Source organism: Paenibacillus wulumuqiensis, from assembly GCF_000971965.1.
GTDB classification, from domain to species: domain Bacteria; phylum Bacillota; class Bacilli; order Paenibacillales; family Paenibacillaceae; genus Saccharibacillus; species Saccharibacillus wulumuqiensis.
Genome location: NZ_KQ040792.1, coordinates 162,408 through 177,029 on the forward strand (window position 1 = coordinate 162,408; position 14,622 = coordinate 177,029).

Sequence of the window (14,622 nt, forward strand, 5' to 3'; positions counted from 1 at the left end):
AAATTTCACGGGATTGGACCTGATTTGTAAACGGGATATCGTCGTGCTATCGTAGAGGACAGAGTGATGCAGTATCCAAATTTTATCTGCGGAGGTGTATTTATGAAAGCGCTGTTTATTGGAGGTACAGGTACGATCAGTCAGGCGATTACGCAGCAGCTGCTGGAACAGGGATGGGAGTTGTATCTGCTCAACCGGGGGAATCGAAATGACGATCTGCCGGACAATGCCCGCATTCTGCAGGCGGATATCAACGATGAAGCCAAAGTTGCCGAGCTGATCGCCGATCTGGAATTTGATGTGGTCGCAGACTTTATCGCCTTTGTACCGGCGCAGCTGGAGCGGGATTATCGGCTGTTCGCAGGCAAGACCAGGCAGTTTATTTTTATCAGTTCCGCTTCGGCGTATCAGACACCGCCGTCGGATTATCGGATTACAGAAGGAACACCGCTCGCCAATCCGTATTGGGAATACTCGCGGAACAAAATTGACTGTGAAGATTACCTGATGAAGCAGTACCGCGAGCAGGGGTTCCCGGTGACCATCGTGCGTCCGAGCCATACATACAGCGAACGTTCCATTCCGCTTGGTGTACACGGCAGCAAGGGCAGCTGGCAGGTCGCCCGCCGGATGCTGGAGAACAAGCCGGTGATTATACATGGGGATGGTACCTCGCTGTGGACACTGACTCATAGTGAAGATTTTGCCAAAGGATTCATCGGGCTGATGGGCAATATTCATGCACTTGGCGAGTCCGTGCATATTACGTCCGACGAGTCGGTCACCTGGAACCAGATTCATGAAGTGATCGCCGGTACGCTTGGGGTTAAGCTGAATGCGGTACATGTCTCGTCTGAATTCCTCGACGCGTGCAGTACGGAAGATTACCGGGGCAGTCTGCTCGGGGACAAAGCCAATGCGGTTGTGTTTGACAATACCAAGCTCAAGCGGCTGGTACCGGAATTTGTAGCTACGATCCGAATGGATCAGGGCATTCGCCGCACCGTACAGCATATTCTGGATCATCCCGAGCTGCAGCAGGAAGATCCCGAGTTCGATGCCTGGTGCGACCGTGTCATCGAGGCGCTGGATCAGGCAGCTGCCAGAGTAAAGGATGGAAACTAGAGCTTGAATACTATAGAATAAAAGGCTAAACCGGCACAGCAGTTCACCTGGAGGTGGGCTGCTGTGTTTTTCGTTGTCATCCATTGGGTCGGATTTTTTTGACCAGGGGTGTAACCTTTTGGGGATTCCGGTTATCTAATCGTGCGGATTTTGAATAATTTTGCTGCATGACAGGCAGCCAAGTCGAGGGCAAAGAAGGTGAATTCCATATTGGATATACAGCAGCAAGTCGAAAATGCCAGAAATGGTGACCACCGTGCGTTTCTCCAATTAATGAAGCATATGGAAGTGCGACTGTACCGGATCGCACACGCTATGGTCAAACGCCAGGAAGATATTGTGGATGTGATGCAGGAGACGATGATCAGGGCGTATGAGTCGCTGCATCAGCTGCGGGAAAGTCATTTTTTCGAGACATGGATGATCCGCATTCTGATCAATCAATGCAATCTGATTCTGCGCAAGCGCAAGCAGATTATTCCGTTCTCCGAGATCAGGACGTCGACTCCGCCCCACACTGCCTATGATTCGGTCGATATTCGTCAGGTGGTGGATCAGCTGGAAGAGGACAAGCGGCAGCTGATCATTCTGCACTATTTTCAGGATATTCCCATCAAGCAGGTTGCCGAGATTCTCGATATCTCGGAAAGCACAGCCAAAACCCGGCTCCACCGGACACGCAAACTATTATCCCGCTGGATCGAAGATCAGGAAGAAGGGGGGCATACCCATGAAAAACGATAAGCTGGATCAATGGCTTCGCAGTGGTGCAGAGCAGGAAGAGAATGATTTGATCCCACCGGATATACAGTCCCGTCTCCAGCTCGTATATGACGCTATCGAACAGGGACAGACAGGACAGGGGATCAGGGAAAAGCTGTCCCGAGATCCACAGGAGGAGCAAGCAGCAGTCGTTCCAGATACGATGGCGGCACAGCCTGTCGCCAAGCGCAAGCCCCGCCGGATGCTGCGTCATGGCATGACAGCGGCCGCGATGCTGATTGGTATGGGCGGTATACTCGGTTCCGGTTATTTCTCGGCCGATATGGCTCATATACTAAAGCAGGTACCGGGCGTGCCTGCTGTCTATCAGCTGACCTCGCATCTGGGATGGACCACAGCCGATGAACAGGAGAGCGAGTCTGATTCTCTGAGTATAGAGCAGCAGGGTGTTACGATGACGATTGAAAAGATCGTATATGATGGCAGAAAAGTATATCTCGAAATGAAGCAGCAGCATGATGCGCAGAGACAGTCTATTCAGGACGTGGAAATCTACATCAATGGCAAGTCAGCCGCTTCTGCCAAAGAACAACAGAGCGCTGTTCCACCACAAAATCAAAGTGAACATGCCGATCAATACCGTCTGCATTTGAATCTGAATCCTAGCGTTCTGTTTGGTCTGCCCGATGGGATTGTGTCCAGTGATCCGTCAGAGATACAGCTCTCTCAAATGCCTGCACAATTGGATATGCAGATCAGAGTCAGTTTGAAAAAGGCTCCGAATTCTCCATTTGTTTATAATGTAAATGTGCAAAAACAGCCTCAGACAGCAAGTTATATTTTGAAAAAGAAAGCTTCTCTGCCCGAAAAGCTGGTGGTTAGAACAGTCGAAGTTGAGGTGACTCCGGCGACAACCTATATCGATATGAATATAGAACGGATCGAAAGTTGGCGTCGCAAACATGAGGGTAGTGGTGTTTATTTTATTCTGATGGACTCTTTGAATCGCCCGTACCATCCATTTCTTACTTCAGGAGACCCTGCCACTCCACATATGGAATACAACAGTCTGCCTGATGATGCCGGCGATCTCACACTGGTCCCATATACATTTAATCTGGAACCTATTATGAAGAAATATCCGGTTCCGATTCAGAAAGAGCCAAGTGATGCTCATCCTATCGAACTGGATATGGGGACAACCGGAAAAGTAAAAATCATGGAAAGAACGTCTACAGATAATGAAATTACTTTGCGTATACAGCCAGGTGAAGCATACCAGGCCTATATGGTCGCTTATAGCTTGTGGTATGGCGATCAGAAGATGCATGAAGCAAGAGGTCGCCCGGCTGAGATCTTCCCTGATCCTGCTCATGCAGGACAATATCTCATCACGTATGACAAAACGAGATTAAAACCGGGTGACCGATTGTGTTATTACGTGAGCAATATGCGTTATCTGAAAGAGATTCCTCTTACCCGAGTTACCAAGTAGTCGATGTCGTGCAGCTGTCTAGTAGCGAAGAGGCGGTATCCAAAAGGTAGGTACACTGTACGAGCTGCTTGATCTTTATACAGCAAAAAGGCGCAGAATTATCCTCTGTGCCTTTTTGTTATGCACTGTTTATATATTCAACAGCTTCTGGTAAATAGGCAAGGTGTGCAGCAAACGCTCAGCAGTACGAAGTGCAGCATTATTTAGACCACGCTGTATCAATAAAGCTGTAATCCCTCGTACGGTCCATAGTTGGATGTGCTCGAACAGCACAGCATTATGGATCTGTCCATATCGCTGATAACCCTGTCTGAACAAGCGGATATACTTCTCATTAATCCGAGTCTCCTGTGTAAGATCAAGCATAGAGGTGATCAGAGCGGCAATATCAAAGTGAGGATTACCGCGGCGCACTTCTCCCCAATCGATCAGAAATGTCTCTTCCTTGCCAAAGACCAGATTCCATTTCCCCAGATCTCCATGAATATAGCCGGTATGCGGAAGCGGTGGATTTTCATAAGGAAGACATTGGGCTATACGGGACTGCAGCTTACGAATAATCTGCTGATCTTTTTCATCCATTTGCTGATAATGATGGTTAAGATTCAGCAAATCTATTGCAGAAGTTAATGAAAAACGATCGGGCTGAACCGGTAAATTCAGTGAGCGGGCCATCGTATGGAATAAAGCTGTTTTTGCACCGATTTGTTCGTAATCTACAAGATGGAGTGCCATAGGCAGCGGTTCGATATACAGCTGCACATTGTAGTAGTTATGCTGATAAACCGTGAAAAACTGCCCATGTATAGTACGTATAATAGGTGGACATATGCGGTGATCAGCCATCATGCCGGATAAAGTTGCTTCCATCTCAGCTTGGCTGCGGCTCTTCAGACGTCGCACCACAAATATGCCTGTCGAGCAGTGCACAATCCTTGCTTGTGAAGTATTACCTTGTTCGGGCTGATTGACGGAATGAATAACGCCTAATGAATACTGGCTTAAAACAGGCAGTATATCATCATGACTGGTATCAGGAAAGGGTTGGTTCGAGTTCATCGCTTCTCCTTTAGGTCAGAGAATTGCATTTATGTTAGGAGGAAATGGGCCTGCTGACTGTAGAACAAGTCTGACTGTAGACAGGCTCAATCCAGTATTTTCTGGCGAAGCAGAGTTAGCGCCTGCTCAACCTGTACCTTCTCTGCATCGGACAATGCAGCTGTCCGCTGGGCAAAGCGCTCTTTGACCGTCCGAAAAATCTCGTCCATCAGCGTGCTGCCCTGATCCGACAGGCGAATCAGCTGCTTGCGCCGATCCTGGGGGTCAGTGACTTTTTCGCATAGCCCTTTGTCGGTCAGCTTGCGCAGTTCGCGGCTGGTGTTGGGCATGGACATATGGATACATTCGCTGATTTCGCTCAGGGTCACCGGTTGGCTGACCATCAGGTATTCCATGATTTTATATTGAGCCGGAGTCAGTTCGCCGGTCGGGATGTCTCGGGTCATCTCGCTGCTCACCTGATGCACGGCCGCTGTAAAAGCGACAAACTGCTGGAACAGATCATTCGTCTTCATATTTTCACCTCGCCTTCCAACATAGCAAAATACTTATCATATTACAATTATCATTTGACAATTAAAATGGAATCCTGTTACTGTTTGATTATCAAATGATAACTAATCGAGGGGCGATGTCATGAAAACACTAATTATCTACACCCATCCCAATCACCAGAGCCTGAACTATGCCATGATGCAGCAGGTGGTGCGCGGTATCCAGGACCATGCGGCCGATGAAGAGATTCAGGTGGTCGATCTGTATGCGGACGGATTCAATCCGGCGCTCGTCTTCAACGAACACAAGCGGCGCCGGGATATGCATATTGATCCTGAACTGCATACCTACCGGGAGCAGATCAAATGGGCAGATCGCATTGTATTCGTCTATCCGATCTGGTGGGGACGTCCGCCGGCGATGCTGCTGGGATTTATCGATCGCATGATGGCCTCGGGATTTGCCTACGCATATCGCAAAAGCGGCGATTGGATCCCGGAAGGGCTGCTCAAAGGCAAATCGGTCGTGTGCATCTCGACCATGCAGGGACCGACCGGCTACCTGCGGCTGTGGTTGAACAATTCGCACAAAGTGCTGATGCGCCGCGCACTGTTCAGCTATGTAGGCATCCGTCAGGTGAAGTTTTTCGAATTTGGCAGTATGGAAAGTCCCAGAGGCAAGCATGAGCAAAAGCTGGACAAAGTCTATCGTTATTTCAAAACAGCGCGTTAAACCGATTAGCTGCAATTCATAAAAGTCAATTCTATTTTACAGTTATAGCCTGCTATATAATGAACTGGATAAACCAGCAAGCTCTGCAGGCCATGTGGCCGACGAGCTTAGTTCGATGGAGCAGGTGAAGATGGAACAAGAGCTATTAACCTATATCCTGATCATTATTGGCGGCGGTGCGCTGAGTCTCTGTCTGTGCATATACGCTCTGTTCAGGTTCAGACAGGCACCCGGCGGCAGGTATTATATCGTCACTACCTTTTTGGCTTCGGTATTTAATTTTGCTTATTTATTTGAACTGACCAGTCCGACGCTGGAACAGACCTGGTTCTGGCTGCGGATGGAATATATTCCGCTGCCGTTTATTCCAGCCTTTACCCTGCTGATGTGCTGTGACTATGTCGGACAGAAGCTGCACCGGTGGGTCTATTATGTATTGTTCCTGATTCCGCTGGCGACGATTCTAATGCAGCATACCAATGAATATCATCATCTGTATTATAGCGCGATGAGCCTTAGCACAGATACGCCGTTTCCGGTCACCCGGTTGGTGCATGGGCCTTATTTCTATGTGCACTCCGTATACTTGTATGGCTGCCTTGCTCTCAGTATTCTGATTCTGCTGCTGCAGATGCGCCGGGTGAGATGGCGCTTCCGGATGCAGATTCTGACGATGGTAGCCGGGCTGATCGCTCCGGTGGTGGCGAGCTTTTTTTATGTAGGCGGCAAGAGTCCGTACGGGATCGATCTGGGACCTTTCTTTATTAGCGTATCGTTTATCTTCCACAGTATTGCTCTGCTGCGGTACCAGATGTTCGATGTGGCACCGATTGCGCGTGACATCGTCTTCGAGAGCATGGAGGACGGCGTTGTGGTGCTCAATGAGAATGGCGTGCTGGTCGACTACAACAATGCGATGACCGATCTGCTGGAGGGGTTGGATTCCCGGGCGATCGGGATGCCCCTGATGAGTCTGCTGGACAGCTATCCGGTGCTGCGTGAAGTACTGGTGCGCGGGCAGGAATGCGATTATGAGTGTGAGCGCAGAGCGGTGAAGACATACTTCCGAATCCGCTTTGCACCCGTACGGGACCGAAAAGGAACACCGGTCGGCCGAATTATTATTTTTGCGAATATTACCGAGCAGGCCCAGCTGGAGGAACAGCTCAAGCACCTCGCCAATACCGACGGGCTCACCCAGCTACTCAACAAGACCGCCCTGATGCAGCGCTCGGAGCAGGTGATCGAGGGACTGTCCCGCCAGGACGGCGGGCCGGTGGCCGTGATTATGTTCGATATCGACCAGTTCAAGCAGGTCAACGATACGTACGGACATGAAGCGGGGGATATCGCTCTTATGCATCTGGCAGCCACGGCGCGCGAGATTCTGAATGAGCAGGACATTGCGGGCAGGTACGGCGGGGATGAGTTTATTATCTGTATGCCCGGTGCCTCGGTGACGGAAGCATACGAGCTGGCCGAACTGATCCGCAGCCGAATTGCCGGCAGTGAACTGCTGGTGGATGGCGAGACGATGCGCATCAGCTCCAGCTTTGGCGTGGCAAGTGTACAGGTAACGCCCGGCGACCGGGAGACCTCGGTACAGCAGCTGATCCGGCAGGCGGATCAGGCATTGTACGCGGCCAAGCGGATGGGGCGGAACTGTGTGCAGGTGTACGGCTGACGAGTGGTTCAGACTGAATAAAATGTCAGTATAAATAATGATGAATGGATAAATTCTAATAGGAGTTTCACTTCTAATTGTGATAAATGTGTATCTTTCATTGAGCAAAAAAGTAAAGAACTGAATTATAACTAAATTGAAGTTATAGAAAGAGGTGCAACATATGTGATAACTCTAATTCATAGCGCATTTTATACTAGAAAGGGTTATCAAAATGAAAAGTAAATCATTTTACGCTCTATTAATAGGACAATCTTTAGCTAACATGGGAGACGTTCTTTACATTGTTGCACTGATTTCTTTTGTTTATAGCATCACAACTTCGACTTTAATAATATCTTTTATTCCCGTATCTACAATGGTTGCTGGAGTTATAAGTGGTTTTTGTGTACCTTTGATTATTGATCGTTATAATTTGAAATCAATCCTGGTTGTTTCACAATTTTTAAAAACGGTATTTTTATTTTGTTTACTATTCTATATTTATTCTTGGTCTCAAAGTATATTTATACCCTGTATTTTAATTTTAGTGATTTTAATTAATTTTATGGACGGATTTGCTATGCCTGCTAGTAGTGCTATTCTGCCTAGCCTCGTTTCTAAAGATGAACTACTAAAAGCCAATAGTTTGATTTCTACTCTTAATCAAATAATTCAACTTTCTGGTTGGGCTTTAGGAGGAATACTAGCAGTATATCTAAAAAGTTATGGACTAATTATTTTAACTGTTGTTCTCTATTTATTTTCAGTAATCGTTATGTTGTTTATAGAAGTGAACATTAAACAAAAAACGGAAGAGAGACAGATCAAGAAAACAAAGCTGTTGTTCGAAGGATGGGAACTAATCCTTCGCAATCCCTTATTACTAAGGCTGCATTTGATTATGTTATTCGAAACTTTTGCTACTACTGTATGGATTTCTGCGATAATGTATCCTTTTATAAAAAACAGACTTGAAGTAAGCATCGATTGGTGGGGATACATCAACACAGCTTTATTATTAGGTTTTTTATTAGCAGGTCTTTATGGTTACAAAAAATATGAATTGTTAGAAAAACATAAATTTCCTACCATTATTTTAGGAAGTTTCATTGTATTTTTAGCTACCTTCTTTTTTGGCTTAAATACATCACCTTGGATGGCATTGTTAATCATAAGTATATATGGAATATTTCAAGAGTTAAAAACTATCACAGTTCATACTATCATTCAAAATGTCGTTTCAGAAAACTTACTTGCTAAAGTTTATGCTGCTGAATCAATTTTAATCATGGGGACTTTTGGAGTGTCCACCTTGATGATGGGTGTCATTGGAGAAACATTTTCTATAGAAATAGTTTATTTGTTGGCCTCCATGTTTTTATTTATAGCGTTTGTGATAACGTTGTTCTCTCGTAAGCCTTTAACAAAAATTGATTGAAGATAAGCTATACAGCGAAGTCGCTACCAACAGAAAACGCCCTTACCCGTGGTCATACCTCCGTCAAGTAGACACTAAAAAAGTACGTTTCAAAAAGCGGCCTTTTCTCGAAATTCTTTCGGGGAGAGGCCGTTTAGTTTGTTCTGGAATGGCTGCCCGTCAGTCCTTTCGCTTGTAGAAGATGCGCATAACTTTTCGTCGTGTACTGAAATCCTTGGTCCGAGTGCAGCAAACCCGGCTGTGGAGCCAGCTGTTCAACCGTGTTGGTGACGAGTTTGAAATCGTTTCGTTTGGCCAATTTCCAAGCCTTCACTTCATTGTTGTACAGGTCCATCACTACAGATAAATAAGCAAATTCATGTCCGTGTCTGTCTTTTTTGGCCATGAAAAATCCGCTCCGGTCTCCAGTGTTGATCTCATTGCAGCATGAGGTCTTTTTTCACTGTCTACCTTGAGAGGATAATACCAGGCATACCGCTCTAATACTCTTTCAGCAGAATTGTTCGATCATGCGCACAACTTTCGCCGACCCCCTCACCATCCGCTTGCCAATATCCACCGTCCTGTCGTAATTAGTTGTAGGTGTACGATACTTATATATTCACTTCTCGATCGTTGATTACTGGTAGGAGAGCATGTTGCTGGGGAAAATCTCCTATCCTTTTGAGGATGATTGACATTGGCAAAGCCATTTTGAATTGATGAATATGCTAAGCTATAAAGACTAGGTAATTTACTTCCTAAATTCTTTAAATAAAATAAATGGCCTTTCCCAAAAGTAATCTGGGAAAGGCCGGAGTTTGAATAAAAACATTTTAATTATTTGTTTGACAGGAGTATCGCCCAATATTCTAGTACTTTACTGCGCGTAATCACCGTTATAACTCACCAGCACCACATCCGACACACCACTCACATTGGACAGTTCATTAATAAACTGCGTATTATCCGGATCGGCCAGGCGAATCTCGACGGTCATCTCGGTAATGTTTTTGCGAACCGTTTTAGATTTGAGTACATACTTCAGCTTGCGCAGGGCGATCTTGACCGGCTCGGCTGCGGATTCGTCGTAGTGAATCACGAGCAGATACGGTGCCTCGCCGTTCTGGCGGCGGGACATGAAGAAGATGACGAGCGTAATGACAATCGAACCGACGATGGCAAAAGCATACAGCGTCGCACCGGTCGCGATACCGGCGGAAATCGCCCAGAACATAAACATGATATCCATCGGGTCCTTGACCGCGGTCCGGAAACGGACGATACTCAGCGCGCCGACCATCCCCAGGGACAGCACGATATTGCTGCTAATCGTCATAATGATCAGCGAGGTAATAATGGTCATCAGTACAAAAGATACATTGTAATTATGGCTGTATACGACGCCACGGTAGCATTTGCGGTATACCCAGTAGATGAGCATCCCGATCGCAAAAGCGATCAGCAGACTCCAGAACATTTCGATAAAAGAGACCTGGTTGAATGAATCCAGCTGCAGGAAGCTCTTTTTGATCACATCACTAAAATTGGTCGTTTCGTTCATGTTGCTATTTGTCCCCTTCCAGGCGGTCAGCCCGTAAACACTTTTTGTTTTTCTTTACATAGTACATATTTGGAAATGGTCGAGCGGTTATGTGAAGACAGCTGGATCAGATGCTTGATAAAGTCCGGCAGAAACTGATTGTATTTCACCTCAAGAATCTGGCGCGGACCCTCGATCGACTCCAGTGTCACCAGATTCGGATCGAAGATGTCAAAAGACTGCACGCCCGCCTGCAGCTGCTTGTCGAACGTGATCCGTACATCGCTGACCGGGTAAATATACGCTTCCCGGATATAATCGACGACGACGGATGGCTTGAGCTGTCCGTGCAGCATATCGTAGTAGAATTCACGCATCAGCAGATCGCCGGATTCCAGCAGGAACTGCGATTCCCCGGCCATCAGCGAGTCGAACTGCGCCCGGGTGAGCGGCGCGGATTCCTTGGCGGTGAATTCGTTGAACTTGCTTTTGCGCTCCAGCTTGATCACGGCATCACTGCGATTGTAGATGCGGATGCGGTATTTTTTGCGCTGGAAAGTCCCGTTATTTTTATCGAACAAGGCTGTCTCATTCATATTGTCAAAGTACAGACTGCGGATATGATAGCCTTCGTTACCAATCGAGTTGCGATCCAGCCGCATCACGGTAGCGACGCGCCGCCGCAGGCTCTCGTATTCGTTGGGAGCAATATAGTATTTCAGTTCATGCCGCAGCCGTTTATTGGCGAACTTCATGGTTGACCTCTTTTCTGTTCACTGGTGTTCAGGGAATATACAGGGCTTTGACGCCAAAATGGGTCAGGCCGTCGATATCGGTGTATTCATCATAGGCGGTCATATGGTGGCCGCTCGGATCTTGTGCGGTCACGGTCCAGTAATACTGACCGGAGGACAGAGCTTTCATGGCGGCAGTTGTGTTAGCTCCGACCTGCTCGTCCAGCAGCGGAGCGGTCATATCCGGCGTCCGCGAGACGACGATATGGTAATTCAGCGGTTCGCCCTGCAGATCGTACGAAGGCTCCCAGCTGAACTTCAGCTGATCCTGCACGGTCTGCGGCTCCAGCAGCCGGAACGGCATCGGACGCTGCAGGCTCTCTAGGTACCGCGTATAGCTCTGTTCGCTCCATGTCGGTAGCTGCTTCAGCTCCTGTTCACGGTCGCTGATGCTGCCGGGCAGATAGCCGGGATCACTGGACTGCAGTACAGCGGCATCGGCGATCCGGCGGTAGTCCGTGATCATCTGCGCGGTCTGTGCCGGGGTGATGATTTTGCGGAATTCCTCGATTTTCGCTGTCAGCAGCCGGACATGCTCCGGATTTTGGAAATAACGGCGGATCAGCTGGTTATCCCAGTAATTGGCGATGCCATGCTGCCACGGTGCACGCTGACTGAGCACGGCGCTGTGCAGCTGTCCTTTGCCCCAGGCACTGTCGTAATCCCATGGAATGAAAAACCATTTGCGGGATTCGGTCGGGGAGTACAACAGATAGTTCTCCGACGAGGTCGAATAGTTATCCATCAGGATGTTCACGGCCAGCCAGCTGAGGACATTATCCCGGTCAAAGTAGCGATCAAATACATCGTCAAACTGCGCTGTAGTACTGGCATTCACATCATCCAGCATCTGCAGCAGTTTCTGGTGATCCTTGCTGCCTTTGACCTGCAGGATATCCTGGAATCGGTGCTTGTCGAATGTGGGATCGTCCTCCAGCTTGAGTGCATCGGCATTGCGGTCGAATTTGAAATTGTTCGCTTTGTACAATCCGCCGCTGGAGTCGAGTCCATGAGCCCGCAGGAACTTCTTGTTGGGCTGTTCGATCTGCGTATATAATCCGTAATCGGCAAATTCATCACTCTGTGCATCTTCCCGGGTCAGATCTTTGATATGCAGCCGGACAAAGGAAGTCTGCATGCTGACCATATCCGGCAGCCGGGTCATATAGTCAAAGCTGAGCCGATTGCGAAACCGGGTCAGATCATTGACCGACTTGACCAGATTCACAGTCGACTGATCCCGCCATGCGCCCGCCTGACCGTTCAGCTTGATCTTGTATGACTTTTGCGCAGAGCGCAGGGAATCATTGCCCCGCAGGGAGATGGAGCTGTTGGCCTGATAGTCCGAGTAGCCGAACATGCCGTGCACTGGACCTTCCGCATTGCCTTCCTGGAAAATGGCATCCATGGAGCGGTTATTCTCATCCTCGGCATCAGATACCTCGCTGAGCTGGTCCCAGCTGAGCGGATGATTGCGGTCCAGATTCTGATGCATGATCGTAATGTAAATGTCGGTAATGCCGGAAGAGGTCTCCTCCTGATACAGCGACTTGTTATCGCTGAGCGTATCGCTGGCATAGGCCTCCTGCTGTACGCTGGTTGCCGGATTCACATCCCATGGCAGCAGACCCTGCGGGACACTGCAGCCGGACAGCGTTACGGGCAGTATAGCAGCCAGCAGCAGGAATACTGACCGGCAGCGACCGGTTCGGCGGCGGTCCGCGTCATCCTCACGGAAGGGGCGCAGACGGGAGAAGTGCTTATTTAACATAGAATTCACGTACTCCATAATGGTTCTGGTTATTCAGATCTTCGTAGGTATCAAAGGCAGTCATCGAATGCCCCTGGCTGTCTTCCGCGAGTACACGCCAGTAATAACGCCCCTGAGTCAGTCCATCCAGCTTCAATTCATTGACCGTCAGCCCGGATTCATCACGCAGCGGATTCGTCATATCCGGCGTGCGGGCCAGGGTAAAGTGGTACGTAATATCGTCAGCCTGCATATCATAGGAATTATCCCAGCGGAAGGACAGATTGCTGCCCTGCTGCTGTACATCGCCCATGAAGAACGGCATCGGATACTGCAGCATTTTATCAAAGCGGGCTACCGACTCTTCCGGAATATCCATCAGATGGTTGACCTCGCCGCTGTATTCTTCGATCGGCTCGGGCAGGTTGCCCAGGTCCGGCAGCTGGTAGACGTATTTTTCCGTAATCGGGCGGTACTTGTCGACCAGCTTTTGCGTCTCTTCGCGGTTGATGATGCTCTGAAGCTCCTGAATTTTGGTCTGCAGGGCTGTCACATTGGCCGGATTTTTGAAAAAGCGGTTCTGCAGCTCGCTGCCCCAGTAGTTGGCGATGCCGGCTTTCCATGGTGCACGGCGGGACTCGTCATCATCGTAGAATCCCCAGGCGCCATCATAATCCCACGGCAGGAAGTACCAGGTATTGGAGTTCAGGGGGGAATAGAGCATAAAGTTCTGGGTCTGGGTATCGATGTTGTCGGTCAGAATATTGACAGCCATCCAGGTCAGGAAGTTATCCCGGTCAAAATGTGTATTGAACACTTCATCAAAATCCTTGGTCGAATCATTCACATCGTCCAGCATTTGGAGCAGCTTGGCATGATCGTGATTGCCTTTGATCTCCAATACTGATTCGAATGCGGTCCGGTCAAAGGCAGGATCGCTCTCCAGCTTGAGTTCATTTTCATAACGGTAAAATTCAAAGTTGGACGCCTTGTACAGCTGACCGTTCGGGTCGAGTCCATGGGAACGCAGGAACGTCCGGTTCGGCTGCTCCACCTGCGTATACAGTCCATAATCTTGATACCCGGCATCACTGCCGACGGTCAGATCACGCACATGCAGCTGTACGTACTGGGTACGCAGGCTGACCATATCCGGTATACGCTGCATCATATTGTAGCTGAGCATATTGCGCATGCGGGTAAAGTCATAGGCGCTTTTGACGAGGTTGATCGTCGTCTGGCTGCGCCACTGACCGGCATCTTTGTACAGGCTGATCTTGTAGGACTTCTGGTTGGAGCTGAGGGTCGATTTACCGCGCAGCTTGACCATGGCATTCGGCTGTTTGGTGTCATAACCAAACTTGCCGGCTACCGGTCCTGCGGCATCGCCCTGCTGCAGGATGGCATTGACGCTTTTGTCGGGCGTATTGTCATCCGGCAGCTTGATCTCGTTGAGCTGCTTCCAGCTTTCCGGATGAACAGCGGTCAGATTGTCCTTGGTAATCGTCAGGTACATATGGATGACGCTGTCCTGACTGTCGGTCTTGTAGACGCTGCGGTTATCTTCCAGCCGGGGATGGTAGTTTGCCACGGCTCCGGCTGCCGGACTGCTGGCGACAGCGATGGAGGTATCCTTCCGATCCTCACATCCGGCCATAATCAGCACACCCAGTATTACGGCCAGCATGGCTGCGGCCTTCTGGTACATATTCATAACTGCCTCCGATCTTTTCATTGCAGGGCCGGACCGCACAGGATCTTCAGCAGATCTGACGCTGTCCGGCATCATGGTATTTCTTTCACTTGGGGACGAGGTTGGTGGA

12 protein-coding genes and 1 pseudogene are annotated in these 14,622 nt (G+C 48.8%); 6 read left to right on the top strand and 7 right to left on the bottom strand.

Annotated elements, in window-relative coordinates:
• Positions 1-102: 102 nt before the first annotated feature.
• The 3 genes from WH45_RS00720 to WH45_RS00730 all read left to right on the top strand — a co-directional run bounded on the left by WH45_RS00720 (position 103) and on the right by WH45_RS00730 (position 3,343).
• Complete coding sequence (locus tag WH45_RS00720; protein ID WP_046212892.1) at positions 103-1,125, top strand: SDR family oxidoreductase; 1,023 nt, start codon at positions 103-105, stop codon at positions 1,123-1,125.
• Positions 1,126-1,335: 210 nt separating this feature from the next.
• Positions 1,336-1,869 carry a sigma-70 family RNA polymerase sigma factor gene (locus WH45_RS00725; protein WP_046212484.1) on the top strand — a complete coding sequence of 178 codons (534 nt, stop codon included), beginning with the start codon at positions 1,336-1,338 and terminating at the stop codon, positions 1,867-1,869.
• The gene (locus tag WH45_RS00730; protein ID WP_046212485.1) at positions 1,856-3,343 is read left to right on the top strand and encodes a DUF4179 domain-containing protein; all 1,488 of its coding nucleotides are present in this window, start codon (positions 1,856-1,858) and stop codon (positions 3,341-3,343) included. Before WH45_RS00725 ends, WH45_RS00730 begins: the two co-directional genes overlap by 14 nt.
• Before the next feature lie 129 nt (positions 3,344-3,472).
• On the opposite strand, the gene WH45_RS00735 is transcribed toward WH45_RS00730, so the two are convergent.
• Together WH45_RS00735 and WH45_RS00740 are read right to left on the bottom strand one after the other, a co-directional pair.
• On the bottom strand, positions 3,473-4,402 hold the full coding sequence (locus WH45_RS00735; protein ID WP_046212486.1) for a phosphotransferase enzyme family protein: 930 nt from the start codon (positions 4,400-4,402) through the stop codon (positions 3,473-3,475).
• An 86-nt stretch (positions 4,403-4,488) separates the two neighbouring features.
• Positions 4,489-4,917, bottom strand: a complete 429-nt coding sequence (locus WH45_RS00740) for a MarR family winged helix-turn-helix transcriptional regulator (protein WP_046212487.1) — start codon at positions 4,915-4,917, stop codon at positions 4,489-4,491.
• Between the two features lie 121 nt (positions 4,918-5,038).
• Here WH45_RS00740 and WH45_RS00745 point away from each other — a divergent pair, with 121 nt between their 5' ends.
• The 3 genes from WH45_RS00745 (at position 5,039) to WH45_RS00755 (ending at position 8,733) form a co-directional block, all read left to right on the top strand.
• Complete coding sequence (locus tag WH45_RS00745) at positions 5,039-5,629, top strand: NAD(P)H-dependent oxidoreductase (protein ID WP_046212488.1); 591 nt, start codon at positions 5,039-5,041, stop codon at positions 5,627-5,629.
• 130 nt (positions 5,630-5,759) lie between these two features.
• Positions 5,760-7,313, top strand: a complete 1,554-nt coding sequence (locus WH45_RS00750) for a histidine kinase N-terminal 7TM domain-containing diguanylate cyclase (protein ID WP_046212489.1) — start codon at positions 5,760-5,762, stop codon at positions 7,311-7,313.
• Positions 7,314-7,527: 214 nt separating this feature from the next.
• Positions 7,528-8,733, top strand: coding sequence for an MFS transporter (locus WH45_RS00755; protein ID WP_046212490.1), 1,206 nt, complete (start codon positions 7,528-7,530; stop codon positions 8,731-8,733).
• 142 nt (positions 8,734-8,875) lie between these two features.
• Here the strand turns inward: WH45_RS00755 and WH45_RS00760 are convergent.
• From WH45_RS00760 to WH45_RS00780, 5 genes and pseudogenes are all read right to left on the bottom strand, one after another.
• A pseudogene (locus WH45_RS00760) lies at positions 8,876-9,103 on the bottom strand (DDE-type integrase/transposase/recombinase); the annotation flags it as partial.
• Positions 9,104-9,592: 489 nt separating this feature from the next.
• The gene (locus tag WH45_RS00765) at positions 9,593-10,276 is read right to left on the bottom strand and encodes a DUF4956 domain-containing protein (RefSeq protein WP_017813361.1); all 684 of its coding nucleotides are present in this window, start codon (positions 10,274-10,276) and stop codon (positions 9,593-9,595) included.
• A gap of 26 nt (positions 10,277-10,302) precedes the next feature.
• The gene (locus tag WH45_RS00770) at positions 10,303-11,010 is read right to left on the bottom strand and encodes a polyphosphate polymerase domain-containing protein (RefSeq protein WP_046212492.1); all 708 of its coding nucleotides are present in this window, start codon (positions 11,008-11,010) and stop codon (positions 10,303-10,305) included.
• A gap of 28 nt (positions 11,011-11,038) precedes the next feature.
• Entirely contained in the window at positions 11,039-12,820 is a 1,782-nt protein-coding gene (locus WH45_RS00775) for a CotH kinase family protein (RefSeq protein ID WP_052723552.1), read from the bottom strand.
• Positions 12,810-14,513 carry a CotH kinase family protein gene (locus WH45_RS00780; protein WP_046212894.1) on the bottom strand — a complete coding sequence of 568 codons (1,704 nt, stop codon included), beginning with the start codon at positions 14,511-14,513 and terminating at the stop codon, positions 12,810-12,812. Before WH45_RS00780 ends, WH45_RS00775 begins: the two co-directional genes overlap by 11 nt.
• Between the last annotated feature and the right edge of the window lie 109 nt (positions 14,514-14,622).

What these genes read in the sequence shown, in the direction of transcription:
- WH45_RS00720 (WP_046212892.1), top strand. Translation starts at nt 103, where the DNA reads ATGAAAGCGCTGTTTATTGGAGGTACAGGTACGATCAGTCAGGCGATT.
- WH45_RS00730 (WP_046212485.1), top strand. Translation starts at nt 1,856, where the DNA reads ATGAAAAACGATAAGCTGGATCAATGGCTTCGCAGTGGTGCAGAGCAG.
- WH45_RS00735 (WP_046212486.1), bottom strand. Translation starts at nt 4,402, where the DNA reads ATGAACTCGAACCAACCCTTTCCTGATACCAGTCATGATGATATACTG.
- WH45_RS00740 (WP_046212487.1), bottom strand. Translation starts at nt 4,917, where the DNA reads ATGAAGACGAATGATCTGTTCCAGCAGTTTGTCGCTTTTACAGCGGCC.
- WH45_RS00745 (WP_046212488.1), top strand. Translation starts at nt 5,039, where the DNA reads ATGAAAACACTAATTATCTACACCCATCCCAATCACCAGAGCCTGAAC.
- WH45_RS00750 (WP_046212489.1), top strand. Translation starts at nt 5,760, where the DNA reads ATGGAACAAGAGCTATTAACCTATATCCTGATCATTATTGGCGGCGGT.
- WH45_RS00755 (WP_046212490.1), top strand. Translation starts at nt 7,528, where the DNA reads ATGAAAAGTAAATCATTTTACGCTCTATTAATAGGACAATCTTTAGCT.
- WH45_RS00765 (WP_017813361.1), bottom strand. Translation starts at nt 10,276, where the DNA reads ATGAACGAAACGACCAATTTTAGTGATGTGATCAAAAAGAGCTTCCTG.
- WH45_RS00770 (WP_046212492.1), bottom strand. Translation starts at nt 11,010, where the DNA reads ATGAAGTTCGCCAATAAACGGCTGCGGCATGAACTGAAATACTATATT.
- WH45_RS00775 (WP_052723552.1), bottom strand. Translation starts at nt 12,820, where the DNA reads ATGTTAAATAAGCACTTCTCCCGTCTGCGCCCCTTCCGTGAGGATGAC.
- WH45_RS00780 (WP_046212894.1), bottom strand. Translation starts at nt 14,513, where the DNA reads ATGAATATGTACCAGAAGGCCGCAGCCATGCTGGCCGTAATACTGGGT.